The 23,348-nt window shown below is 73.9% G+C and carries 19 protein-coding genes; 14 read left to right on the top strand and 5 right to left on the bottom strand.

Annotation, left to right across the window (positions count from 1 at the left end; all coding sequences use genetic code 11):
• Nucleotides 1–24: 24 nt before the first annotated feature.
• Nucleotides 25–1,065, top strand: coding sequence for a phenylalanine--tRNA ligase subunit alpha (gene pheS, locus FJ658_RS14845; protein ID WP_141146157.1), 1,041 nt, complete (start codon nt 25–27; stop codon nt 1,063–1,065).
• Nucleotides 1,065–3,560 (top strand): phenylalanine--tRNA ligase subunit beta, encoded by a 2,496-nt coding sequence (gene pheT, locus FJ658_RS14850; RefSeq protein WP_141146158.1) that lies wholly within the window; start codon nt 1,065–1,067, stop codon nt 3,558–3,560. Before pheS ends, pheT begins: the two co-directional genes overlap by 1 nt.
• Nucleotides 3,561–3,655: 95 nt before the next feature.
• Here pheT and FJ658_RS14855 read toward each other — a convergent pair whose 3' ends face one another.
• Nucleotides 3,656–4,222, bottom strand: coding sequence for a DUF937 domain-containing protein (locus FJ658_RS14855; RefSeq protein WP_141146159.1), 567 nt, complete (start codon nt 4,220–4,222; stop codon nt 3,656–3,658).
• A 306-nt stretch (nt 4,223–4,528) separates the two neighbouring features.
• On the opposite strand from FJ658_RS14855, the gene FJ658_RS14860 reads away from it, so the two are divergent.
• The 9 genes from FJ658_RS14860 (at nt 4,529) to FJ658_RS14895 (ending at nt 13,174) form a co-directional block, all read left to right on the top strand.
• On the top strand, nt 4,529–5,614 hold the full coding sequence (locus FJ658_RS14860) for an N-acetyl-gamma-glutamyl-phosphate reductase (protein WP_141146160.1): 1,086 nt from the start codon (nt 4,529–4,531) through the stop codon (nt 5,612–5,614).
• Entirely contained in the window at nt 5,611–6,771 is a 1,161-nt protein-coding gene (argJ, locus tag FJ658_RS14865; RefSeq protein ID WP_141146161.1) for a bifunctional glutamate N-acetyltransferase/amino-acid acetyltransferase ArgJ, read from the top strand. Before FJ658_RS14860 ends, argJ begins: the two co-directional genes overlap by 4 nt.
• Nucleotides 6,768–7,772: an acetylglutamate kinase gene (argB, locus tag FJ658_RS14870; protein ID WP_141146162.1), complete on the top strand. Its 1,005-nt coding sequence runs from the start codon at nt 6,768–6,770 to the stop codon at nt 7,770–7,772. Before argJ ends, argB begins: the two co-directional genes overlap by 4 nt.
• Entirely contained in the window at nt 7,769–9,022 is a 1,254-nt protein-coding gene (locus FJ658_RS14875; RefSeq protein WP_141146163.1) for an acetylornithine transaminase, read from the top strand. The genes argB and FJ658_RS14875 overlap by 4 nt, the downstream gene beginning before the upstream one ends.
• Nucleotides 9,019–9,960 carry an ornithine carbamoyltransferase gene (argF, locus tag FJ658_RS14880; protein ID WP_141146164.1) on the top strand — a complete coding sequence of 314 codons (942 nt, stop codon included), beginning with the start codon at nt 9,019–9,021 and terminating at the stop codon, nt 9,958–9,960. Before FJ658_RS14875 ends, argF begins: the two co-directional genes overlap by 4 nt.
• Complete coding sequence (gene argH, locus FJ658_RS14885) at nt 9,957–11,423, top strand: argininosuccinate lyase (RefSeq protein WP_141146165.1); 1,467 nt, start codon at nt 9,957–9,959, stop codon at nt 11,421–11,423. The genes argF and argH overlap by 4 nt, the downstream gene beginning before the upstream one ends.
• Before the next feature lie 29 nt (nt 11,424–11,452).
• Nucleotides 11,453–11,578, top strand: a complete 126-nt coding sequence (locus FJ658_RS16890) for a hypothetical protein (RefSeq protein ID WP_255447757.1) — start codon at nt 11,453–11,455, stop codon at nt 11,576–11,578.
• A 36-nt stretch (nt 11,579–11,614) separates the two neighbouring features.
• On the top strand, nt 11,615–12,214 hold the full coding sequence (locus FJ658_RS14890) for a DNA-3-methyladenine glycosylase (protein ID WP_141146166.1): 600 nt from the start codon (nt 11,615–11,617) through the stop codon (nt 12,212–12,214).
• 72 nt (nt 12,215–12,286) lie between these two features.
• Nucleotides 12,287–13,174: an LLM class flavin-dependent oxidoreductase gene (locus FJ658_RS14895; RefSeq protein ID WP_141146167.1), complete on the top strand. Its 888-nt coding sequence runs from the start codon at nt 12,287–12,289 to the stop codon at nt 13,172–13,174.
• 58 nt (nt 13,175–13,232) lie between these two features.
• Here FJ658_RS14895 and FJ658_RS14900 read toward each other — a convergent pair whose 3' ends face one another.
• Both FJ658_RS14900 and FJ658_RS14905 read right to left on the bottom strand, forming a co-directional pair.
• The gene (locus FJ658_RS14900) at nt 13,233–13,880 is read right to left on the bottom strand and encodes a hypothetical protein (protein WP_141146168.1); all 648 of its coding nucleotides are present in this window, start codon (nt 13,878–13,880) and stop codon (nt 13,233–13,235) included.
• Nucleotides 13,877–14,554 (bottom strand): DNA-binding protein, encoded by a 678-nt coding sequence (locus FJ658_RS14905; protein WP_141146169.1) that lies wholly within the window; start codon nt 14,552–14,554, stop codon nt 13,877–13,879. The genes FJ658_RS14900 and FJ658_RS14905 overlap by 4 nt, the downstream gene beginning before the upstream one ends.
• Before the next feature lie 194 nt (nt 14,555–14,748).
• Here FJ658_RS14905 and FJ658_RS14910 point away from each other — a divergent pair, with 194 nt between their 5' ends.
• Complete coding sequence (locus tag FJ658_RS14910) at nt 14,749–15,660, top strand: DUF817 domain-containing protein (RefSeq protein ID WP_141146170.1); 912 nt, start codon at nt 14,749–14,751, stop codon at nt 15,658–15,660.
• Between the two features lie 4 nt (nt 15,661–15,664).
• Here FJ658_RS14910 and FJ658_RS14915 read toward each other — a convergent pair whose 3' ends face one another.
• Nucleotides 15,665–17,551, bottom strand: coding sequence for a DUF2207 domain-containing protein (locus FJ658_RS14915; protein ID WP_141146171.1), 1,887 nt, complete (start codon nt 17,549–17,551; stop codon nt 15,665–15,667).
• A 138-nt stretch (nt 17,552–17,689) separates the two neighbouring features.
• Here FJ658_RS14915 and tyrS point away from each other — a divergent pair, with 138 nt between their 5' ends.
• The gene (gene tyrS / locus FJ658_RS14920) at nt 17,690–18,991 is read left to right on the top strand and encodes a tyrosine--tRNA ligase (RefSeq protein WP_141146172.1); all 1,302 of its coding nucleotides are present in this window, start codon (nt 17,690–17,692) and stop codon (nt 18,989–18,991) included.
• Here tyrS and FJ658_RS14925 read toward each other — a convergent pair.
• On the bottom strand, nt 18,988–20,577 hold the full coding sequence (locus FJ658_RS14925) for a hypothetical protein (protein WP_141146173.1): 1,590 nt from the start codon (nt 20,575–20,577) through the stop codon (nt 18,988–18,990). The genes tyrS and FJ658_RS14925 overlap by 4 nt on opposite strands.
• A 424-nt stretch (nt 20,578–21,001) precedes the next feature.
• Here FJ658_RS14925 and FJ658_RS14930 point away from each other — a divergent pair, with 424 nt between their 5' ends.
• Nucleotides 21,002–22,960 (top strand): hypothetical protein, encoded by a 1,959-nt coding sequence (locus tag FJ658_RS14930; RefSeq protein WP_141146174.1) that lies wholly within the window; start codon nt 21,002–21,004, stop codon nt 22,958–22,960.
• Nucleotides 22,961–23,348 lie beyond the last annotated feature (388 nt).

The raw sequence follows: 23,348 nt of genomic DNA on the forward strand, positions 1-23,348 counted from the left end.
CGCGCGTCGATAGACTCGCTTCTCGTGTCCGACCCCACTCCGATCACCGAGCAGGCGGTCGCCGAGGCCGTGGATGCCGCACTCGCGGCCATCTCCGCAGCCGGCGACTCGACCGCCCTGCGCGCCGCCCGCACCGAGCACACGGCCGAGCAGTCGCCGCTGGCGAAGCTGAACGCCGCCATCCGCGATCTGCCCGGCGACCAGAAGGCCGCCGCCGGCAAGCTCGTCGGCCAGGCCCGCGGCCGCGTCAACCAGGCTCTCGCCGCGCAGGAGGGCGTCGTGCTCGCCGCCGAGGAGCAGGCGCGTCTCGCCGCCGAGAGCGTCGACGTGACGGCGGTGCCGAGCCGTCGCCGCGCCGGTGCCCGGCATCCGCTGAGCCTCTTGACCGAGGCGATGGGCGACGTGTTCACCGGCATGGGCTGGGAGATCGCGGAGGGCCCCGAGCTCGAGCACGAGTGGTTCAACTTCGACGCCCTGAACTTCGACGAGGACCACCCGGCCCGCGCGATGCAGGACACCTTCTTCGTCGAACCGGTCGAGCGCCACCTGGTGCTGCGCACGCACACGAGCCCGGTGCAGATCCGCTCGCTGCTGAGCCGGCCGCTGCCGCTCTACGTCGTCGCGCCGGGGCGGGTCTACCGCACCGACGAGCTGGATGCGACGCACACCCCGGTCTTCCAGCAGATCGAGGGCATCGCGATCGACAAGGGTCTGACGATGGCGCACCTGCGCGGCACGCTCGAGCACCTCGCGCGCTCGATGTTCGGCGAGGGCGCGCAGATCCGTCTGCGCCCGAACTTCTTCCCGTTCACCGAGCCGAGCGCCGAGATGGACGTCTGGCAGCCGAACGCCAAGGGCGGCGCGCGGTGGGTCGAGTGGGGCGGCTGCGGGATGGTGAACCGCAACGTGCTGCGCGCGGCGGGCATCGACCCGGAGGAGTACCAGGGCTTCGCGTTCGGCATGGGCATCGAGCGCACCCTGCAGTTCCGCAACGACATGAACGACATGCGCGACATGGTCGAGGGCGATGTGCGCTTCTCGCAGCAGTTCGGGATGGTGGTGTGATGCGCATCCCGCTGAGCTGGCTGCGTGAGTGGACGGCGCTTCCGGAGGACGCGACGCTCGAGCACGTGCACGAGGCGCTCGTGAGCGTCGGCTTCGAGGAGGAGGACGTGCACGTCGCCGAGGTGACGGGCCCCGTCGTCGTCGGCCGCGTGCTGTCGCTCGAGCCCGAGCCGCAGAAGAACGGCAAGACGATCAACTGGTGCCAGGTGGATGTCGGCGAGGCCGAGCCCCGCGGCATCGTCTGCGGCGCGCACAACTTCGGCGTCGGCGACAAGGTCGTGGTGACGCTGCCGGGCGCCGTGCTGCCCGGACCGTTCCCGATCGCGGCGCGCAAGACCTACGGTCATGTCTCCGACGGCATGATCGCCTCGGCCCGCGAGCTGGGTCTCGGCGACGAGCACGACGGCATCCTGCGTCTGGTCGAGCTGGGTCTCGACCCGGAGCCGGGCACGAATGCGCTGCCGCTGCTCGGCCTCGACGACGCGGCGGTCGAGATCAACGTGACGCCCGACCGCGGCTACGCCTTCTCGATCCGCGGGGTGGCGCGCGAGTACGCGCACGCCACGGGAGCGACCTTCCGCGACCCGGCCGACGCGGTGACGCCGGTGGCCGCGAGCGGATTCCCGGTCGTGCTCGACGACGCGGCGCCGATCCGCGGGCGCCAGGGCGCCTCGGTCATCGCGTTCCGCGTGGTGCGCGGCATCGACCCGACCCGGCCGACGCCGACGTGGATGCGCTCCCGCCTGCGCCTCGCGGGCATCCGTTCGATCTCACTCGCCGTCGACGTGACGAACTACGTGATGCTCGAGCTCGGGCAGCCGATCCACGGCTTCGACCTGGCGAAGCTGCAGGGCGGCATCACGCTGCGCCGCGCGACGCCGGGGGAGACGATCGAGACGCTCGACGCGGTGACCCGCAAGCTCGACCCGCAGGACCTCGTCGTGGCCGACGAGTCGGGTGCGGTCGCGCTGGCCGGCGTCATGGGCGGCGCGGCGACCGAGATCTCGGACGCGACGACCGACGTGCTGATCGAGGCGATCAACTGGGATCCGATCTCGATCGCGCGCACGGCCCGCCGTCACAAGCTGCCGAGCGAGGCCGCCAAGCGCCTCGAGCGCGGCGTCGACCCGCGCGTCACGCCGCTCGCGGCGGCCCGCGTCGCGCAGCTGCTGGCCGAGCTGGCCGGCGGCGAGATCGACGAGCTGGGTGTGGATGCGGGCGACGCGATCCTGCCCGCCCCGATCGAGTTCGCGCTCGACCTGCCGACGCGCATCGTGGGCGTCGACTACACGGCCGAGCAGGTCGTGGCGACGCTGCAGCTGATCGGCGCGACGGTGGAGGTGCACGGCGACCTGGCGCTCACCGCGACGGCGACCGTGACTCCGCCGACCTGGCGTCCCGACCTGATCGACGGGCCGACGCTCGTCGAGGAGGTCGCGCGCATCGTCGGCTACGGCGAGATCCCGTCGGTGCTGCCGGTCGCCCCGCCCGGTCGCGGTCTGACGCGCGCGCAGGGCATCCGCCGCGGCGTCGCGCAGGCGCTCGCCGACGCGGGATCGACCGAGGTGCAGGCGTACCCGTTCCACTCGCGCGCGCAGATCGAGGCGTTCACGCCCGGGGCGCCGGCCGTGAAGCTCGCGAACGCCCTCGACGGCGAGGCGGCGCTGATGCGCCGCAGCCTGCTGCCGGGCCTCGTCGAGGTCGCGCGCCGCAACCTCGGCCGTGGCCTCACCGACCTGGCGGTCTACGAGGTCGGCACCGTCTTCCTGCCGGAGGCCGATCGGGCTTACGGAACCGAGAGCATCCCGCTCGGCGCCGCCCGCCCGACGGACGACGTGCTGAGCGAGCTGCAGGCGTCGATCCCGGCGCAGGCCTGGCGCGTGGGCTTCCTCGCGCTCGGCGACGTGGTCGAGAAGCAGCCCGGGCTGGCGGCCGTGCACGCCGGTCTCGCCGACGCGCTCGATGCGGCGCGCGAGGTCGCGCTCGCGGCGGGCGTGACGCTCGAGATCGTGCAGGGCGCGCACCCGGCGCTGCACCCGGGACGCACGGCCGAGCTGCGCGTCGACGGGCAGAGCGTCGGCCACGCGGGCGAGCTGCTGCCGGCGCTCGCCGCGGAGCTCGACCTGCCCCGCGTCGTCGCGGTCGCCGAGCTGGACCTGGATGCGGTGATCGCCCTCGGCGGCGGCCAGCGCGCCGCGCGTGCGATCGGCACCCTGCCAGCGGCGACGCAGGACCTGTCGCTCGTCGTCGACGCGGCGGTTCCGGCGGCCGAGGTCATCGCGGCCGTGACGGAGGGTGCGGGCGAGCTGCTCGAGCACGTGCGCCTCGTCGACGACTACCGCGGCCCGGGCGTGCCCGAGGGAAGCAAGTCGATCACGCTCGCGCTGCGCTTCCGCGCCGCCGACCGCACCCTCACGGCCGCCGAGGCGACCGAGGCGAAGCTCGCGGGCGTGGCGCTCGCGACCGAGCGGCTCGGGGCGGCGCTGCGCGACTAGGACGCGAGCAGCGGCGAAGCCGAGACGACGGGGCGGGATGCGCGAGCATCCCGCCCGTCGTCGTCAGTCGACTTCTGCGCGAGGTCCGATTCGGGTCAGCGCTTTCCGCCGCCGAGCAGCCCGCCGAGGCCACCGAGGATGTCGCCGATGCCGCCGGCGGAGGACCCCGACGACGAGGAACCCGAGCCCCCGCCGAGCAGTCCGCCCAGGATGTCGCCGAGCCCACCGCTGGACGAGGCCGGCGCCGCGGTCGAGTCACCCGCATCCTTCGACCCGAAGAACCGGTTCGCGATCCAGGCGAGCACGAGCGGCGCCACGATCGGCAGGAGCTTCTCGATCAGGCCCGAGGTGACCGACGACTTCGCGCTCGAGTCGGCCAGCTTCGAGGCGACCGGGGCGGCGTTGTCGCCGAAGACGTTCTTCACGATCTTCCGTCCGTCGGCCTCGTCGACGTCGGCGAGCGAGAGCGAGCGGCCCTGGTGCGTGCCGAGGGCCTTCTCGAGCGATGCGCCGCCGCCGTCGGCGACGTTGGCCTGCAGCCCGCCGAGGAGTCCGGGAAGGATCTGCTGCAGCGCGTCCTCGGCGGTGTCCTCGTCGACGCCGACCTGGCGGGCGATGTCGCCGACGGGCAGGGTCTTGAGCAGCTGGTCGATGTCCGACATGGGAACCCTCCGCATCCGCCGGGCGACGACCGCCGCGGCCTCGTGCCGCCAGGCTAGACCGGGCGTTCCTCCGAGCGACAGGGCCGGATGCGCGGGCCCCGATTGTGTCGGGTGCCGCGGGGCGCGCTAGGGTCGACGCGTGGACCTGACGACCGGAGCTCAGCAGCGCGCTGCGCGACGTCTCCGTCGTGCGCGCCGAACCGGGGCGTCGTCCCGCCGCTGAGCCTGGCCACGAGCCGAGCCTCACCAGCGCTGACGTCGCCGCCCCGCATCCACGTCCGTCGCTGACATCCTGAGGTATCCGCCATGTCCTACTCCGTCGCCGTCGCCGGCGCGAGCGGCTACGCCGGGGGCGAGCTCCTCCGCCTCCTCGCCGCGCATCCCGATCTCGAGGTCACCACGGTGACCGCGCACAGCAACGCGGGCGAGAAGCTCGCCGCCGTGCATCCGCACCTCCTGACCTACGCCGACCTCGTGCTGCAGCGGACCGAGTCGGCCGTGCTGGCCGGCCACGACGTCGTCTTCCTGGCGCTGCCGCACGGCGCCTCGGGCGCGATCACGGCGCAGCTGCCCGACGACGTGCTCGTCGTCGACTGCGGCGCCGACCACCGCCTGCGCGATCCGGGAGCCTGGGAGACCTGGTACGGCGGCGAGTACTTCGGCGCCTGGACCTACGGCATGCCCGAGCTGCCCATCGCCGGCTCCGACACCGCGACCACGACGCCGGGCGCGATCGCCACGGCCGGCGCCCAGCGGGCGTCCCTCGCCGCGACGAAGCGCATCGCCGTTCCCGGCTGCAACGTCAGCGCCGTGACCTTCGGCCTCGCCCCCGGCATCGCCGCGGGCGTCATCGAGGCCGACGACCTGGTCAGCGTGCTCAGCGTCGGCACCTCGGGCGCGGGCAAGAGCCTCAAGCTGAACCTGCTCGCGAGCGAGATCGCCGGCTCGGCCTCGGCCTACGGCGTCGGCGGCGTGCACCGCCACGTGCCCGAGATCATCCAGAACCTCACGGCCGCGGGCGGCAGCGGGGTGAGCATCTCGTTCACGCCGGTGCTGGTGCCGATGTCGCGCGGCATCCTCGCCACCTCGACCGCGAAGCTCGTGCCGGGCACGACGGCCGCCGAGGTGCGGGCTGCGTGGCAGGCCGCCTACGCCGACGAGCCCTTCGCCCACCTGCTTCCCGAGGGCGTCTTCCCGCGCTCGGGCGACACGACGGGCGCCAACACGGTGCTCGTCGGCCTCGCCGTCGACGAGCGCGCCGGCCGCGTCGTCGTCGTGAGCGCCCTCGACAATCTCGTCAAGGGCACCGCGGGCGCGGCCATCCAGTCGGCCAACCTCGCTCTGGGCCTCGACGAGACCCTCGGCCTTCCCGTGAACGGAGTCGCCCCGTGACCGTCACCGCCCCCGCAGGGTTCGCCGCCGCCGGCGTGCGCGCCGGACTCAAGACCAGCGGCGACCCCGACCTCGCGCTCGTCGTGAACCGCGGGCCGCTGAACGCCGCCGCGGCCGTCTTCACCTCGAACCGCGCCCAGGCGAACCCGATCATCTGGTCGCGCCAGGTGATCGCCGACGGGCAGGTCTCGGCGATCGTGCTCAACTCCGGCGGCGCCAACTGCTTCACCGGCGCCCAGGGCTTCCAGACCACGCACGCGACGGCCGAGGGCGTCGCCGCCGCGGTGGCCGTGGATGCGGGCGACGTGCTCGTCTGCTCGACCGGCCTGATCGGCGACCAGCTCGACCGCGCCAAGCTGCTGGCGGGCGTCGAGCTCGCCGCGCAGCAGCTCGAGGCCTCGGAGCAGGGCGGCGCCGGCGCGGCGGCCGCGATCATGACGACTGACACGAAGCCCAAGACGGCCGCGCACCGCGCGGGCGCGGGCTGGACGATCGGCGGCATGGCCAAGGGCGCCGGGATGCTCGCCCCGGGTCTCGCGACGATGCTCGTCGTGATCACGACCGACGCCGTGCTCGACTCCGCGCAGCTGGATGCGGCCCTCCGTGCCGCTACCGGCGTCACCTTCGACCGCCTCGACAGCGACGGCTGCATGTCGACCAACGACCAGGTGACGCTCCTCGCGAGCGGCGCATCCGGTGTGACCCCCGACCTGACCGAGTTCACGGCGGCGCTGCGCGAGGTCAGCCTCGACCTGGCGCTGCAGCTGCAGACCGATGCGGAGGGCGCCAGCCACGACATCGCGATCGAGGTCGTCGGCGCGGGCAGCGAGGCCGACGCCGTCGAGGTGGGGCGCTCGGTCGCTCGCAACAACCTGTTCAAGGCCGCCGTGTTCGGCAACGACCCCAACTGGGGCCGCGTGCTCGCCGCGATCGGCACGACGCAGGCGCCCTTCGACCCCTACGCGGTCGACGTGAGCATGAACGGCGTGCGCGTCTGCTCGGCCGGAGGCCCCGACCGCCCGCGCGAGGAGGTCGACCTGACCTCGCGCGCCGTGCACGTGCTGATCGATCTGCACCATGGCGACGCCGCGGCGACGATCTACACGAACGACCTCACGCACGACTACGTGCACGAGAACTCGGCGTACAGCTCATGAGCGACGCGTCTCCCGAGGGTGCGGCGCTCGGCGCCGCCGACCCGAACGCGCCCGAGCGCACGGCCGCCCTGCTCGCCGCGGCGGGCGTCGCGCCGGCCTTCGACCCGACGCGCCCCGCATCCCGCCTCGAGACCGCGGCCGCCAAGGCGTCGGTGCTGATCGAGGCGCTGCCCTGGCTGCAGCGCTTCGCCGGCGAGATCGTCGTGATCAAGTTCGGCGGCAACGCCATGGTCGACCGCGAGCTGCAGCACGCCTTCGCGCAGGACATGGTGTTCCTGCGCTCCGCCGGCATCCGCCCGGTCGTCGTGCACGGCGGCGGCCCGCAGATCTCGGCGATGCTCGACCGGCTCGGCATCCCGAGCGAGTTCAAAGGCGGCTACCGCGTCACCACGCCCGAGGCGATGGAGATCGTGCGCATGGTGCTCACCGGGCAGGTCAGCCGCGAGCTGGTCAGCCTGATCAACGAGCACGGCCCGCTCGCGAGCGCGATCGCGGGAGAGGACGCCGGCCTGTTCGGCGGTCGCCGTCGCGGCGTCGAGATCGACGGACAGCTGGTCGACATCGGCCTGGTCGGCGACGTCGTGTCGGTCGATCCGGCGGCGGTGCTCGCCGAGGTGGATGCGGGGCGCATCCCCGTCGTCTCGTCGATCGCGCCCGACCTCGACGAGCCCGGCACCTCGCTCAACGTCAACGCCGACTCGGCCGCCGCGAGTCTCGCGGTCGCGCTGGGCGCGGCGAAGCTGGTCGTGCTGACCGACGTCGCGGGTCTCTACCGCGACTGGCCCGACCCCGAGTCGCTCATCTCGCAGATCGACTCGTCCGAGCTCGCCGCGCTGCTGCCCTCGCTGCAGAGCGGCATGATCCCCAAGATGACCGCCTGCCTGGATGCGGTGCTCGGCGGCGTGCCCAAGGCCGCCGTGATCGACGGGCGGCGCCCGCACTCGATCCTGCTCGAGATCTTCACCAGCGAGGGCATCGGAACGGAGGTGGTGCCGGCATGAGCACCGAGAACGACCTGGACCACTACACCCAGACGATGATGCCGTCGTGGGGTCGCCCACTGGCGGCCTTCGAGCGCGGCGAGGGCTCGCGCGTGTGGGACGTCGACGGGGTCGAGTACCTCGACTTCCTCGGCGGCATCGCCGTCAACGTGCTCGGGCACGCGCATCCCGTCTTCGTGGATGCGGTGAGCCGGCAGGCGGCGACGCTCGCGCACGTGTCGAACTACTTCACGACCCCGCCGCAGCTGGCGCTCGTCGACCGGCTGCTGCGGCTCAGTGGCGGAGACCGCGTCTTCCTCGCGAACTCGGGCACCGAGGCGAACGAGGCGGCGCTCAAGCTCGCCAAGCTGACCGGGCGGCCGCGCATCCTGGCGCTCGAGAAGGCCTTCCACGGCCGCTCGACCGGGGCGCTCGCCCTCACCGGCAAGCCCGCTCTGCGGGAGCCCTTCGAGCCGCTGCTCGGCGGCATCGAGCACCTCGAGCTCAGCATCGAGGCGCTCGAGGCTGCGATCGGCGACGACGTGGCCGCGCTGATCGTCGAGCCCATCCAGGGCGAGGCGGGCGTGATCCCGCTGCCCGAGGGGTACCTGCGGGCCGCGCGCGAGCTCACGCAGAAGCACGGCGCGCTGCTGATCGTCGACGAGATCCAGACCGGCGCCGGACGCACCGGCGCCTGGTTCGCCTTCCAACACGAGGGCATCGAGCCCGACGCGATGACGCTCGCCAAGGGCATCGGCGGCGGCTTCCCGATCGGCGCGCTCGTCACCTTCCACGGCGCGGGCGACCTGTTCCGCCCCGGCCAGCACGGCACGACCTTCGGCGGCAACGCGCTCGCGAGCGCCGTCGCGGATGCCGTGCTCGGCGAGGTCGAGAACGCGGGCCTGGTCGAGAACGCGGCCGCGCGCGGCGCCGAGCTGGCCCAGCGCGTGCTCGCGCTCGGCAGCCCGCTCGTGACCGGCGTGCGCGGACGCGGCCTGCTGCTCGGCATCGAGCTCGCCGCCCCGGTGGCGAACGAGATCCGCGCCGCCGCCCACCGCCACGGGCTCATCGTCAACGCCCCGGCCGACGACGTCGTCCGCCTCGCCCCCGCCCTGAACATCGGCGACGAGGAGCTCGCCGTGTTCCTCGAGCGCTTCGGCGCGGCGCTCGCCGAGGTCGCCGCGACCGCGCCCGCGCCCGCCGCCGACGCGACTCACGCCGCGACCGGCACCACCGCATCCACCCCGACCCCGACGGGAGCCCCCGCATGACCCGCCACCTCCTCCGCGACGACGACCTGTCGAGCGCCGAGCAGCTCGAGATCCTCGCGCTCGCCCGCGAGATGAAGGCCGACCGCTGGGTACACAAGCCCCTGGCCGGGCCGCAGAGCGTCGCCGTCATCTTCGACAAGACCTCGACGCGCACCCGGGTGTCGTTCTCGGTCGGCATCGCCGACCTGGGCGGCTCGCCGCTCGTCATGGACACCGGCAACAGCCAGCTCGGCGGCAAGGAGAGCCCCTCCGACACCGCCCGCGTGCTCGAGCGCATGGTGTCGGCGATCGTCTGGCGCACCTACGCCCAGTCGGGCCTCGAGCAGATGGCGGCCGGCGCGACCGTGCCCGTCGTCAACGCGCTGAGCGACGACTTCCACCCCTGCCAGCTGCTCGCCGACCTGCTCACGATCCAGGAGCACAAGGGCACGCTCGCCGGGCTCACGGTCGCCTACGTCGGCGACGGGGCCAACAACATGGCCAACAGCTACCTGCTCGCCGGCGCGACCGCCGGGATGAACGTGCGCATCGGCGCGCCCGAGGGCTTCCAGCCCGAGCAGCGCTTCGTCGACGACGCCCGCACGCGCGCGGCGCAGACCGGGGGATCGGTGCTCGTCACCGCCTCCGCGTCGGAGGCCGTCGCCGGCGCCGACGTCGTCGTCACCGACACCTGGGTGTCGATGGGCATGGAGGAGGAGAAGGCCGACCGCGTCGCGAAGCTCGGCGCCTACCAGGTCACCTCCGAGCTCATGGCCGAGGCCGCCGAGGGCGCGATCTTCCTGCACTGCCTGCCCGCCTACCGCGGCTACGAGGTCGCCGCCGACGTCATCGACGGCCCGGCGAGCGTCATCTGGGACGAGGCCGAGAACCGCCTGCACGCGCAGAAGGCCCTGCTCGCCTGGCTGCTCGCGCGGGTCGAGAAGGGGGCGGCGGCATGACCGACGACCAGAGCACCGAGGTCCAGAGCACCGAGGGCGTCGCCGACGGCGTGGATGCGCCCGGCAAGGCCGGCGGCTCGTCGCTGTGGGGCGGGCGCTTCGCCGACGGCCCCTCGCCCGAGCTCGAGGCGCTGAGCCGCTCGACCCACTTCGACTGGGCCCTCGCGCCCTACGACCTCGCCGGATCGCGGGCCCACGCCCGCGCGCTCGCCGCCGCCGGCTACCTCAGCGCCGACGACCTCGAGCGGATGCTGGCCGGGCTGGATCGGATCGAGGCCGGCTGGCGCGACGGCAGCATCCAGCCGCAGCCCTCCGACGAGGACGTGCACTTCGCGCTCGAGCGCGAGCTCGTCGCCGCGGTCGGTCCGGAGCTCGGCGGGCGCCTGCGCGCCGGCCGCAGCCGCAACGACCAGATCGCCACGCTCGTGCGGCTCTACCTGCTCGATCACGCGGCGCGCATCCAGCACCTGATCGTGCAGACGATCGACGCGATCGCCGGGCAGGCGGCCGCGCATCCCGGCGCCCCCATGCCCGGCCGCACGCACCTGCAGCACGCGCAGCCCGTGCTGCTCGCCCACCAGCTGCTCGCGCACGCCTGGCCGCTCGTGCGCGACCTCGAGCGCCTGCGCGACTGGCGCGTGCGCGCCTCCGAGTCGCCCTACGGCGCCGGCGCGGTCGCGGGCGGGGCACTCGGCCTCGACCCCGTGCCGATCGCGCAGCAGCTCGGACTCGGCGCGCCGATGCTCAACTCGATCGACGCGACCGCCTCGCGCGATGTCGTGGCCGAGTTCGCCTTCATCACCGCCCAGATCGGCATCGACCTGTCGCGCTTCGCCGAGGAGATCATCCTCTGGGCGACGCGTGAGTTCCGGTTCATCCGCCTGCACGACGGCTTCTCGACGGGATCGTCGATCATGCCGCAGAAGAAGAACCCCGACATCGCCGAGCTCGCGCGCGGCAAGAGCGGTCGCCTCATCGGCAACCTGACCGGGCTGCTCGCGACGCTGAAGGCGCTGCCGCTCGGCTACAACCGCGACCTGCAGGAGGACAAGGAGCCCGTCTTCGACTCCGTGCAGACGCTCGAGGTGCTGCTGCCCGCCTTCGCCGGCATCGTGGCGACGCTCGAGTTCGACACCGCCCGCATGGCCGAGCTCGCCCCGCAGGGTTTCTCGCTCGCGACCGACGTGGCCGACCACCTCGTGCGCGAGGGCGTGCCGTTCCGCGAGGCCCACGAGATCTCGGGAGCGCTCGTGCGTTTCTGCGAGGTCGAGGGACTCGAGCTGGACGAGCCGACCGACGCACAGTACGCCGCGATCGACCCGCGACTCACCGGCACCGTGCGCGCCGTGCTGACCGTCGAGGGCTCGCTCGCGAGCCGCGCCGGCGTCGGCGGCACGGCGCCCGAGCGCGTCGCCGAGCAGCTCGCGGCGCTCACCGAGCGCGTGCGTGGACTGGCCGAGTGATGGGCGGCCGGGGAACGCGCGGTCGCGCCATGGGCACGCCCGCGCCGGCGCGTCCGCCGCGTCGCTGGATCGTGCCGGCGGCGATCGCGGTCGCGGCGGCGGTCATCGTGTTCGTGATCGTCGTCGTGGTCGTGTCGGGGCAGAGCTTCTTCTGAGCCGCCGCGCCTCCGGACCGCCCCGATGACTCGCCGATGAACGCCGAGCTGATCGACCTGCTGCGGCGCCCCTCGGTCGAGGCGGCGCCGCGGCTGCTCGGTGCGATCCTGCACGGGCGCGGCGTCAGTGTGCGCCTCACCGAGGTCGAGGCCTACCTCGGCGTCGGCGAGGATCCCGGATCGCACGCTCACCGTGGGCCGACTCCGCGCACGCGCCCGATGTTCGGCCCGCCCGGGCACCTCTACGTCTACTTCTCCTACGGCATGCACGCCTGCGCGAACGTCGTCTGCTCGCCCGAGGGCGCCGCCTCGGCCGTGCTGCTGCGCGCCGGCGAGGTGGTCGAGGGACTCGACACCGCCCGCGAGCGACGCACGACGAGTCGAGTGGATGCGGACCTCGCGCGCGGCCCGGCGCGCCTCACGATCGCGCTCGGCATCGGCCTCGCCGACGACGGCTCCACCCTCGACGGCGCCCCCTTCGCGCTCGAGCTGCCGTCGTCGCCGCTGGCGGCGTCGCGCATCCACACCGGACCGCGCACCGGCGTCTCGGGTGCCGGCGGCACCGACGCCTACCCCTGGCGCTTCACGATCGCGGGCGACCCGACCGTGTCTCCGTACCGCCGTTCGCCGCGCTGACCGTCGCCCGCCTTCGCGCATCCCGCCTGCGCGACCCTCGCCGATGTCGGCGGACTCGGCCAGGGTGGAGGCATGGACGCAGAGCTGCCCCGCCTCGGAATGACCTTCGACCCGACGATGCCTCCCGAGCGACTGCTGCCGCTCGCGCGCGCGGTCGAGGAGGCCGGGCTCGACGAGCTCTGGGTCTGGGAGGACTGCTTCGCCGAGAGCGGCATCGCCCCGGCGGTGGCGGCGCTCGCCGCGACCTCGCGCATCCGCGTCGGCATCGGCCTGCTGCCGCTGCCCCTGCGCAGCACGGCCGTCACGGCGATGGAGCTCGCCACGATCGAGCGGATGTTCCCCGGTCGCTTCATCGCCGGCATCGGCCACGGCGTGCAGGAGTGGATGGGGCAGGCCGGCGTGCGCGTCGCCTCGCCGCTGACGCTGCTGCGCGAGTCGGCGGATGCGATGCGCCGCCTGTTCGCGGGCGAGGAGGTGACGGTCGAGGGCCGCTATGTGAAGCTCGACCGCATCCGGCTCACCTGGCCGCTCGACGCGCCTCTCGAGCTGCACGTCGGCGGCGGGGGACCGAAGTCGCTCGCGCTCGCCGCGGAGGTCGGCGACGGCGTGCTGCTCGGTGCCCCGCAGACCGTCGACGAGGTGCGTGCCATGGCCGAGCTCGCGGTGCGCACGACCGGATCGCCCCGCCCGCTCGGCGTCGGCGTCATCACGGCCGTCGGGCAGGGCGCCGTCGAGCGGGCCGAGGCCGACACGGTCGCCTGGCGTCCCGAGGGGCTCGAGCCGGCCGAGGGATACGCGGCGGGCACGCCCGAGCAGGTCGCGGCCCGGTTCCGCGCCTACGCCGACGCCGGCGCCACCCGGATCATCGCGCAGGCGCCGCGCCACGAGAGCGACGCGGACGTGGCTGAGCTCGTGCGCGTGCTCGGCCGGGAGGTGCTGCCGCTGCTGCGCGCATCCTGAGTCGTCTCAGGTCGGGTCGGCTCGGGCGGAGACCGGCCGATGGCGGTGCCGCCCCGCGTCAGCCCAGCTTCGGCGCGAGCCCCGCGAGCAGGATGAGCGCGGCGCAGCTGCCCGCCCAGGTCATGCTCACGAGCGTGCCGATGATGAACCGTTCGCGCGCGACCGAGCTGTCCAGGTCGTTGAAGCGGCCGAGGCCCTTGATCGCGATGATCGCGGCGAGCACCTCCAGACGCCCGAGCGCGACCGCGCCGATGATCGCGAAGCGCTCCAGGTAGCCGATCACGCCGCCGCCGCGCATGACCTCGCGCGGGGTGCCCTCGGCGTCCGCTCCGTCGCCCGCCGACCCGACCGCGCCCACTGCGCTCTCGCGTCGCGGCCGGTCCGAGGCCGCGCGGATGCCCGCGTTCTCACCCTGCGTCGTGTCGATCGCCGCGGGCGCGGTGCGCCGTAGCACGAGCACCGTCAGGGGCGACCCGGCCACGACGCCGGCGGCGCCGATCGCGAGCGCGAGCAGCGCATCAAGAACCGGCGACGGCGACGGGATGCGTACCCCCAGCAGCGTGAGCAGCAGCCCGATCGCGATCGGCGCGACCGCCAGCAGCCCGGCTTCGGGGCGGTGTCGTCGCAGTCCGAGGCCCGCGAGCACGGCTCCGGCCGTGACCGCGAGCACGGCGACGATCCAGGCGATGGTCTGGATGACGATCACGAGTCCTCCTTCGTCGCCCCGGCCTCCGACGAACCCGAGTCCGCGCCGGGGTCGGAGCCGTCGGGGTCGGCGCGGCGCAGCAGTCGCACGAGTGCCGGGATCGCAGCGGACTCGGCCGCGAGGTCGGCGGCCCGGGCGCGCTGGCTCGCGGCCTGAGGAGTGATGCCGAGGCGCTGGGCGGCCTCGCCCTGCGTCATGCCCTCATCGAGTAGCGCCTGCAGCTCCCATCCGGGGTCGGTGCGTCGCGCCCGCAGCAGCACCAGCAGGTCGACGAGCGGCTCGATCGTCGCGGCAGCGCCCGTGGATCGCTCGGCCGCCGATGCGCCCGGCGCGCCGCCCCGCACCGCGACGCGAGTGCGGCGGTGCTTCGCCGCCTCGACCGCGTCGCGTGCGAGCACGAAGGCGGGCCCGCTGCTCGCGCGGGTCGTCTCGGCGAGCACGTCGACGGCGCCGATGCCGCAGCCGATGCTCCACCGGCCGTCGCGACTCAGGCGCAGCATCAGGCGCAGCGCCGCCTCGGCGTCGTCGGTCACGGCCTGCAGCTCGTCGCCGGCGGTGCGGTCGGCGGGCAGTGCGAGCCGGGGGCCGACGGCGGTCTGGATGTCGTCGAGGGCGCCGGCCACGAGGTCGGCGCCACGGCGGCTGCCGACCTGATCGGCCGTGATGACGAACATCCTGAGCTGCCCCGATCCGCGGTGGTGTTCCCGCTGTGATGAAGTCTAGATCCTTGATCAGTCACCTATCAAGGCCAGAGGCTTCACAGCTGGCGCGGCTAGCGTGCCGCTTCTGCGCGAACGCGCCGCCGGACGCGTCGCGCGAGCGCCCCACGGAGCGCGCCACGGAGCGCCCCACCCCAGAGCGGAGATCCATGGCCCGGTTCACCTCGGTCGAGCAGTGGCTCGACGACCGCGCCCGCGCGCTCCTCGACCGCGGTGCCGGCGGGGGAGCGCGCGCGGCGCTGCTCGAATTCCTCGTCTTCGGCGCCAAGCAGGCCTGGGCCTGCCTGTTCGGCGCGCTCATGCTGCTCGCGATCGTGCTCGCGCGCCTCGTCTACCCCGCCGAAGCTCCGCTCGCCCGCAGCGACGCGCTCACGGTCGCGGCCGGGGGCATCCAGGTGCTCATGCTCGTCACCCGGCTCGAGACGCTGCGCGAGCTGCGGGTCATCGTGCTCTTCCACGTCGTCGGAACCGTCATGGAGCTGTTCAAGACCGGGGTCGGCTCGTGGGAGTACGAGCTCGATGGCGTGCTGCACCTCGGCTCGGTGCCGCTCTACACCGGATTCATGTACGCGGCGGTCGGCTCGTACATGGTCCGGGTGGTGCGGCTGTTCGACCTGCGGTTCACGGGCTACCCGCCTCGCTGGCTCGCGGGCCTCATCGCGGCGCTGATCTACCTGAACTTCTTCGCGCAGCACTGGACGACCGACCTGCGATGGGCCCTGCTCACGGTCGTGATCGTGCTGTTCCTGCCGACGACCATGCACGTGCGCGTCTGGCGGCGCGGATTCCGGATGCCGGTGCTGCTGGCCTTCGCCCTCGTCGCCCTGTTCATCTGGTTCGCCGAGAACATCGGCACCGCATCCGGCGCCTGGCTCTATCCCGACCAGCAGGCGGGATGGCATCTGGTGACGCCGGTGAAGATCGTCTCCTGGTTCCTGCTGATGATGATCTCGGTCGCACTGGTGACGTGGGTGTCGCCGCCGCAGCCACCGGATGCGCGTCCCGCCGCCGATCCCGAGCTCGACCTCGATCCCGGTCCCGAGCTCGACGCGCGGGGCTGAGCGCTCAGCGCCCGCCGAATCCGCCCCCGCCGCCTCCGCCGCCCGAGAATCCGCCGCCCGACGAGCCTCCGCCGAAGCTCGATCCGCCGCCCGAGCTCGACCACGACGACGAACTCGTCACGGGCGGCGTCGTCGCGAACTGATGCGTCGCAGTGGTCGCCTGGAACGCGCTGAGATTCCAGAGCACGCCCGGCGCGACCAGTCCGTCGCCCGACTGCGGGGGAGTCGTGGCATAGCGGTCGGCGAGCACCTTGGCCCAGCTGCCCTCGACGCCGAGCAGCATCGCCCACGGCAGCAGCTCCTCATAGAGCCGCACGACCTGCGCCGGATCGTTCGCGTCGACGCGGCGGCGCTCGGCGCCGGTCACGCTCTGCAGCACCTTCAGGCGCTCCTCCTCGGCGACCGTGAGGTAGAGCTTCAGGCCGTCGAGCTTCTCCTGCAGCAGGCTGCCCTCGTGGGTGCGCCGCACGGGCGGCACCGAGAGCACGAGCGTCACGATCGCGAGCGCCGCGCCGCCGACCACCCCGCCGATCACGAGCGGCGTGCCCGCGTGGGCGCCCCCAGCCCACACCAGCAGGCCGAACGCCGCGACCAGCACCACGATCCCCAGCACGCGCACGAGATTCCCCGCGCGCCCGCTCGCCACGCGGCGCCGCAGCCCCAGCTCGCTCACGCGGCCGCGCGCGGCCGGCATGAGCCGCGCGATCCGGTCGCCGATCACCCGGTCCCCCTGATCGAGCACGAGGCTCTGCCCCGCCGTCGGCGCGCCGCCGAGCACGGCGGTCACGGCCCACCAGTCGTCCTGGTTCGTGATGGCCTCGGGATGCACGACATCGATGCGGTAGCGCCGCGTCGCCACCTCCTCGGGCTGATCGACGAGCCGGGTCGCCCCCGAGACGGCCGTCTGCACGAGCAGCGCGGGCAGTCCGGCCGACTCGCGGGAGGCGAAGGCGGCGGCCGGCAGCACGCCGAGCCCCTCCGGCGCCTCGTACTCGGCGATGACGACCCCGCGTCCGGGAGCGTCACGCCAGTTGCGCGCCCGCACGACGATCATCGCCACGAGCGCCAGCACGCCGAGCCCGAGCACGATCCACGGCACGACCGTCGCCATCGGCGAGTCGAGCGGGCTGGGCGGCAGCGTGAAGGTGCCGAGGTCGAAGCCGACGGCGATCGTCATGGTCTCGTGGCCGGCGAGCGCCGACGCCGATGCGCTCCATCCCGTGTCGTCGCGTTCGATCGAGCAGCGCTGCGTCGAGCCCTGCGGTCCCTGATAGCAGGCGGCCTTGCCGGTGAGCGCGTCGGAGAGATCGTCGTCGAGCGCCAGGGTCGCGGTCACCTCGGCGAACGGCTGAGCGGCGCCGGTGCCGTTGACGTCCCAGTAGAACTCCTGCGCGTTCGTGTCGCGGTGCTCGGTCACCACGTCGCGCTCGGTGTAGGTGATGACGTAGGTCGTGCGGCCGTGCACGTAGCTGTCGTCGCCGAGCGCGAGCACGAGGAAGCCGTCCTGCTCCTCGCTCTCCCAGGGCACCGCCGTGCCGTTCTCGTCGGTCACGCCCTCGACGTCGACCTTCCAGTCGATGCGGCGCTCGTCGTCGCGCATCGGGATGGCGCGCAGGATGCCGCGATTCTGGTCGTAGTCGGGGAACAGGGCGACGACCGTCTCGACGGTGCGCAGCCGCGCGTGCCCGGCGCCGTCGCGGCTCAGCGTGTAGTCGGCGTGCATCGACTCGAAGGTGAAGTCGTCGACCCCGGCCGGGAGCGCCTGCACCGGAGCCGGAGCCGGAGCCGGAGCCGGAGCCGGAGCCGGAGCCGCGACCGCCGAGCCGGCCGGCAGTCCGATCAGGGCGACGAGGATGCCGACGGCGGCCAGACTGAGGATTCTCCGCTTCACACTCCGACCCTAACCAGAGCACCCGACGTGCCGGGCTGGGCAGGGCTGCCCATCGACGAGGGGTCGCGCATCCGGCGCTGCCTCGCTGCCCCGCGGCATGCGGGCATCCGGCGCGCCCCGCTCCGGTAGCCTCGTCGGGTGTCTGCGACCGTTGATCCCGTCATCCCCGCGAACGACGAGAGCTTCGACGGCGTCTGGGACGAGCTGGTCTGGCGCGGCCTCGTGCACGTGTCGACCGACGCCGAGGCGCTGAGAGAGCTCCTGCACGGGCCCCCGATCGCGTATTACTGCGGCTTCGACCCGACCGCGCCGAGTCTGCACCTGGGCAATCTCGTTCAGCTGCTCACGATGCGCCGCCTGCAGCTCGCCGGTCACCGCCCCTTCGGTCTCGTGGGCGGGTCGACGGGCCTGATCGGCGATCCGCGCCCGACGGCCGAGCGCACGCTCAACACGCGCGAGACCGTGGCGGAGTGGGTGACCCGCCTGCGCGGTCAGGTCGAGCGCTTCCTCTCTTTCGAGGGCGACAGCGCGGCGCAGATGGTGAACAACCTCGACTGGACAGCCCCGCTCAGCGCGATCGACTTCCTGCGCGAGATCGGCAAGCACTTCCGCGTCGGCACGATGCTGAAGAAGGATGCCGTGGCCACCCGCCTGAACAGCGACGCCGGCATCAGCTACACCGAGTTCAGCTACCAGATCCTGCAGGGTCTCGACTACCTCGAGCTGTTCCGCTCGCGCGGCGTGGTGCTGCAGACCGGCGGCAGCGACCAGTGGGGCAACCTGACCTCGGGCGTCGACCTCATCCACCGCGTCGAAGGCGCGTCGGTGCACGCGATCGGCACTCCGCTGATCACGAACTCCGACGGCACCAAGTTCGGCAAGAGCGAGGGCAACGCGATCTGGCTCGACGCCGACATGTGCTCGCCCTACGCGATGTACCAGTTCTGGCTCAACACGGCCGACTCCGACGTCGTCGATCGCCTCAAGGTGTTCACCTTCCTCTCGCGCGCCGAGATCGAGGAGTACGGCCGCCTCGTCGCCGAGGAGCCGTTCCGTCGGGCCGCGCAGCAGCGGCTCGCGCTGGAGGTCACCGCCTTCGTGCACGGAGCGGCGGCGACCGCGGCCGTGATCGACGCGAGCCGGGCGCTCTTCGGCGACGGCGACCTGGCCGAGCTGGATGCACCCACCCTCGCCTCGGCGGTGGCCGAGCTGCCCGCGGCCGAGGTCGCCGCGGCCGACACGGTGGTGGCGGCGCTGGTCGCGACCGGGCTGACCTCGAGCGTGAGCGAGGCGCGTCGTGCGATCGCGCAGGGCGGCGTCTACCTCAACAACGCGAAGGTCGGCGACGACCAGGCGACGCTCGCGGGCGCGGCGCTGGCCGGGGGAGTCGCCGTGCTGCGCCGCGGCAAGAAGACGCTCGCCGGGGTGCGGATCGCCTAGACGGCGACGGGGCGCGCTGTGCTCAGCGCATCCGGGAGGCCGTCGTCCGGCGGATGCCGATCGACGGCGCGCCGGGTGTTCCCGGGAGTGTGCTGAACGAGGTCGGCGGTGTCGGCGGCTAGTGTGGCGACGCGATGGAAAGGGCTGTACATGGCGGATGACGACGCCGCGCGCGAGCGTGCCGAGCTGGCTCGACGGCTCGCGGCCGCGCCTCCGCCGTCTCCGGGCGCCCCGTCCGACGACGGCGCCGACGGAGACGACAGCCCCTCGGTGACGCCGGATGCGTCGGCGCGCTCCGCTGCCGATCGCTCCGCTCCGGCCCCCTTCAGCGTCCCGCCGGGGCTGCAGTATCCCCGTCCCGACGCCGCCGCCCCGAGCGGCCGCCGCGCCGCCCCGGTGCCGGCCGACTCGACCCCGCCGGGAGCCGGCGCTCCGCCCGCCGCGGTGCCGCCGAGCGCGGCGCCGTCGGGTCCCGCCGTTCCGGGCTCCGCCGCTCCCGCGGGTTCTGCGGCCGCCGGCTCCGCTCCCGCGGGCGCTGCGGCGCCGTCGAGCTCTGCATCGCCGTCGAACTCTGCATCGCCGTCGAGCTCGGCGGATGCGCCGGGTCGCCGTGCCAGCTGGGTCCCGCCGACGCCCCCGGTGTCCGCTGACCCCGCTTCCACTTCCGCAGCGCCGCCCTCGGGTGGCCCCTCGACGACGCCCGCTGCAGCGGAACCGGAGTCGCCGACGACGGCAGCTCCGGTCGCCCGACCGCTGTTCACGCCGACTGCCGCGCCGAGTTCGAGTTCCCCGACCTCGGGTGCGTCGACGCCGGGGTCCGCCGATTCCGAGCCGCCGGCGGGTCGTCCGGCGTCACCGGCCTGGTCGGCGACGTCCGCCCCGAGCGCCCCGGCGGCGCCCGCCCCGGTGTCGCCCGCACCGGCGTCCGAGTCGAGCAGCACGTCTGAATCGAGCAGCATGTCCGCGACCCCCGCGGACCGCACTCCGTCGAACCCGCATCCGTCGAGCCCCGTGTCGTCGGCCGCGGGGCCGTCCTCGCCGAGTGCAGCACCCGCCGCTCCGGCCGCGCCGTCGAGCGCGCCCGGTGCCGCATCGGGCGCTTCTGCGCCGACCGCGGCGCCCGTGACGCCGCCGTCGGCATCCCGCGACACCACCTCGGCGGCCGCGCGCCCGGGTGACGTGGCAGCTGCTCCGGCCTCGCCCGCTCCGGCGACGCCCACCACGGCGACGCCCCGCGCGTCGTCACCGGGGGAGTGGACCGCCCCGCGCCCGCCGCAGACCGAGCCCTCGCCGGCGCCGTCCGACGAGCGCATCCCGCCGTCGTCCCGCGGTCCCGCCGCCCCGGTGGCCGACTCGGCGCAGCCGAGCGACCTGCTGGGTGCGTTCGCCGCGCGCGCCGCATCCCCGGAGCCGGCCATCGCCGTACCGTCGCCCCCGACCGCGACGCCGCCAACTCCGACATCGTCGGGTGACCCGAGCGCTTCGCCGTCATCGGACCCCCGACCGGATGCGGCATCCGCCTCGTCATCGGCGTCGAGTCGGCCGAGCGGCGAGACCTCCTCGACGCCGCCCGACCCCGCGGACACCGAGACTCGGGTGATTCCGCGCGTTGGCGACCCCGCGCGCGTCCCGTCCTCGACCAGCGCGTCGCCGGGCGACCCCGCCCCCACGCCGGCGGCGCCCGCGGAGTCTCCGGCCGCCGCTGCCGCGTCAACGACCAGCAACCCGCACGGGACGGACACGCCCCGGTCGACCGACGCGTCCCGCGTCACCGACCCGCCTCGCTCAACTGAGGCGAAGAGCTCGACGGACGCACCCCGCGCGACAGCCGCGGAGCACCCGGCTGGCGCGCCCGGCGTGACAGATGCGCCCCGCTCGGCTGACGCGCGCCGCGCGACGGACGCGACCAGCGCGCAGGACACGGCTCGCTCGGTTGACGCCCCGAGCTCGAGCGCAGCGCCGACCGCGACGCCGCCTGCTGTGCCGACCACGCCCCGGGCCTCTGCTCCCGTGGGCACCGCGAGCTCAGACTCGACGGCACCGAGCAGCCGGGAGGCCGCGGCACCCGCCGCGTCGGCCTCGGCCCCGACTCCGACCCCGACTCCGGCCCCGACTCCGACCTCGACCGGCGACGCCTCCGTCTCCGCCGAGACCCGTGCGGTCCCGCGTCCCGCGGCGGGCGCTCCCGAGCCTGCTGAGACCCGCGCGATCCCGCTCCTCGGCGACCGACAGGACGCCTCGGCCCCCACCGCGGCCGCCGGGTCGACCGCTCGCCCCAGCGCGGGCGACGCGACCCCGAGCTCGCCGCCCCCGCTCCGCGAACCCGACGACCCGAACCCGAGCGTGCGCACCTGGTACCTGCCCGGTCAGGCGCCGTCGGCCCCCGCGCCGTCGGCCCCGGCGCCGTCGGGCTCGGCAGACGCACCGTCGCCGGCGGCCGTTCCGACCGAGCAGGACCGGCCCGCCGTCGCGCGGCCGACGCCGTCCGATTCCGCCGCGAACTCGGCCGCCGACGTGTCGGACACCGCGGCGCCGCCGACCACGGATCCGCGAGCTCTCGATCTCGGCGACCTCCGGCGGGCCACGCCGACCGGGCCCGCCGGTTCGGGCGCATCCGCCCCGTCGACGAGCGGCGGCGACGCCGCGCCTCCGACCGATGGCGTGAACGTGCTGTTCGGCGACCTCGATCCCGACCCGATCACCGGCGCCGTGCCTCTGCCCGGGCCCGCGACCGCGGCGGCGGGACTGCTGCGGCGCCTCACGGGTCGCGACAGCGATGAGGAGCACGTCGACGACGACGCGGCGACGGATGCTCGAGAGAGCGACCCGGCCGACGAGCCGAGCGGCGATCCCGACGCTGCTGATGCCCCGAGATCCGGCCTGAGCGGGCTGCTCCGACGGCTCACCGACCGTGACCAGTCCTCTCGTGACGAAGCCCCGGTCGACCCCGGCCCTGCGCTCGAGGATGCCGACTCCGCGGCTCCGGCGCCGATCGACGACGACGTGGCGGACTTCGATCCGGCCCCCGAGCTCGGCCGCGCGGATCGCCTGGATTCCGCTCCGTCGGTCGAGGAGCGTCCCGACGAGACCACACTCGCGACAGCGGATGCGGGGGACGGTCTGGACGGATCCGCCCCGGCGACCCGTGTGTTCGGCATCCCCGATGCCGACGTCGTCGCGTCGCCCGAGACGTCCCGGGCCGGAGACCTCGACGACGAGGAAGCCGGGGCCGAGGCCGCGATCGCGCCCGAACCCCGAGAACCCACCGCGACCCCGCACGACGACGAGGCCGGCTCCGATCGTGCGTCCTCGGCGACCGTGCCGCGCCCGGTCTCCGCGGGACCGCTGCCGACGGTGGCCGCCGACGGAGCGCCTCGATTCGCCCTGGCGCCGAGTGGGGAACCGCAGTCGGGCCGAAGCACACTCCTCGAGAAGATCGCCTTCGGCGCCTCGATCGTGATCGCCCCGGTGGGGCTCGCGGCGAACGTCGTGCTCGCGGCGCTGAGCGCCCGGCGGCGCGGGTGGACCCACCGCCTCACCAGCGCCGGCATCGCCGTGGGCGTCGCGATGACGATCGTCTCCGCCGGCCTCCTCGCACTCGGGGACTCCGCCGCGCAAGATGCGATCGAGCACCGCAGCCTCCAGGCGCAGTCGGGCGCGTTCTGCCATCTGATCGCCACCGAGCCGGTGGGCGCCGAGCAGAAGGACTTCGGATGGCCGGCGGCGCAGTCGTCGATCCCCGAGTCCGTGGCGGCGGCCCAGGCCTTCATCGATCGCTGGGATGCCGTGGCCGCAGTCGCGCCGACGGGCATCCGCGCTCAGGTCACCCAGATCGCCGGGATGGGGCGTGAGCTCCTCACCCAGATCCAGGAGACCCAGACCGCCGATGACGCCACGGCGCAGCAGCGCCTCTCGGCGCTGCGTGACCAGTCGGACGTGCCCGGCTGGATCTCCGAGTACTGCGACTGAGGTGCCGAACACCGGAAATCCGGGCGACACGCCCGGGATCGCCGCTCGATTCGGGATGGCGACGAGGCGCACGTAAAGTAATCCCTCGTCAGCCCAAAGGCGCGGACAGCGAAGAGCGGCTCAGCCGCCCGCCTCCCGCCCTCAAGAGCTGTAGATCTCATCGAGAAGCTCGATCGGATCCCGACTTGCGGGATCGGATCCGAGCGGTTTACGATGGGGTTCCTCACTCGGACGAGTCGCTGCTTCTGCAGCGCGTGGCATCGGGCGACGTTCTGTCGCTGGATCAGCCGCCCACTCGAGCGGGGTGGAGAGTAGCCCTGAACCGAGCTCGAAAGAGCGAAGTTCTTGTGCGTCCGATCCTTGAGAACTCAACAGCGTGCACTATGTC

The organism is Schumannella sp. 10F1B-5-1 (genome assembly GCF_006517535.1).
Taxonomy (GTDB): Bacteria; Actinomycetota; Actinomycetes; order Actinomycetales; family Microbacteriaceae; genus Schumannella.

Bases quoted from the DNA above. Each gene is read 5' to 3' on its own strand.
- FJ658_RS14910 (WP_141146170.1), top strand. From the start codon at position 14,749: ATGGCCCGGTTCACCTCGGTCGAGCAGTGGCTCGACGACCGCGCCCGC.
- FJ658_RS14905 (WP_141146169.1), bottom strand. From the start codon at position 14,554: ATGTTCGTCATCACGGCCGATCAGGTCGGCAGCCGCCGTGGCGCCGAC.
- argF (WP_141146164.1), top strand. From the start codon at position 9,019: ATGACCCGCCACCTCCTCCGCGACGACGACCTGTCGAGCGCCGAGCAG.
- FJ658_RS14855 (WP_141146159.1), bottom strand. From the start codon at position 4,222: ATGTCGGACATCGACCAGCTGCTCAAGACCCTGCCCGTCGGCGACATC.
- FJ658_RS14890 (WP_141146166.1), top strand. From the start codon at position 11,615: ATGAACGCCGAGCTGATCGACCTGCTGCGGCGCCCCTCGGTCGAGGCG.
- argB (WP_141146162.1), top strand. From the start codon at position 6,768: ATGAGCGACGCGTCTCCCGAGGGTGCGGCGCTCGGCGCCGCCGACCCG.
- pheT (WP_141146158.1), top strand. From the start codon at position 1,065: ATGCGCATCCCGCTGAGCTGGCTGCGTGAGTGGACGGCGCTTCCGGAG.
- FJ658_RS14860 (WP_141146160.1), top strand. From the start codon at position 4,529: ATGTCCTACTCCGTCGCCGTCGCCGGCGCGAGCGGCTACGCCGGGGGC.
- FJ658_RS14875 (WP_141146163.1), top strand. From the start codon at position 7,769: ATGAGCACCGAGAACGACCTGGACCACTACACCCAGACGATGATGCCG.
- argH (WP_141146165.1), top strand. From the start codon at position 9,957: ATGACCGACGACCAGAGCACCGAGGTCCAGAGCACCGAGGGCGTCGCC.
- FJ658_RS14895 (WP_141146167.1), top strand. From the start codon at position 12,287: ATGGACGCAGAGCTGCCCCGCCTCGGAATGACCTTCGACCCGACGATG.
- FJ658_RS16890 (WP_255447757.1), top strand. From the start codon at position 11,453: ATGGGCACGCCCGCGCCGGCGCGTCCGCCGCGTCGCTGGATCGTGCCG.